Here is a 575-nt window from a genome sequence, read left to right as displayed (position 1 = left end):
CCCACCTGCCCGAAGCTCTCCCCATCCAGGCTGCGCTCGATGGCGAAGTAGGCGCTGTTCACTTCCGCGGCCGTCGTCCAGCTCAGCAGCGCGTCCACGTTGCCCACGGCCTGGGCCTGGAAGACCACCAGCTCCACCGGCAGCGGATTGGCCCCGATGGTGAACGTCACGTTCTGGGTCGTGGAGCCGCCCTTGGCGTCCGTCGTCGTGATGGGCAGCGTGTAGGTGCCACTGCGGAGCTTCGTGCGGTCAACGACCGTGAGTTGGCCCGTGGTCGTCGACAGGGCCAAGCCCGCATCGGCCAGCGTGTTGACCACGCCGGGGAACGGGTTGGTGGTGAAGGCCCCCGGCGAGGCCAGGCGCACGCCGTTGTCGGGCACGTTGCCGGCGCTGCCGTTGAGGGCGCTACCATCGGCCGGGTTGGGCGTGAAGGCCCCCGGCGTGGTCACCACCCCGCCATTCACGTCAAACACCCGGGCAATCTCGTTGCCGTTGGCGTAGGCGTTGACACCGCCTTTGGGGGCGTTCACCGTGTACACGGAGAGGGCATCGGCGTTGACGGCGATGGTGTAGCG

At 68.5% G+C, this 575-nt stretch carries 1 pseudogene; it reads right to left on the bottom strand.

The features are described from left to right. A pseudogene (locus WX88_RS31215) lies at positions 1 to 575 on the bottom strand (hypothetical protein); the annotation flags it as partial.

Origin of the sequence: Hymenobacter terrenus (assembly GCF_000972495.1) — a bacterium.
In the GTDB taxonomy this organism is placed as follows: Bacteria; Bacteroidota; Bacteroidia; order Cytophagales; family Hymenobacteraceae; genus Hymenobacter; species Hymenobacter terrenus.
The sequence above is the reverse complement of the archived record's forward strand: the minus strand, read 5'-3'. Positions and strand labels throughout refer to the sequence as shown.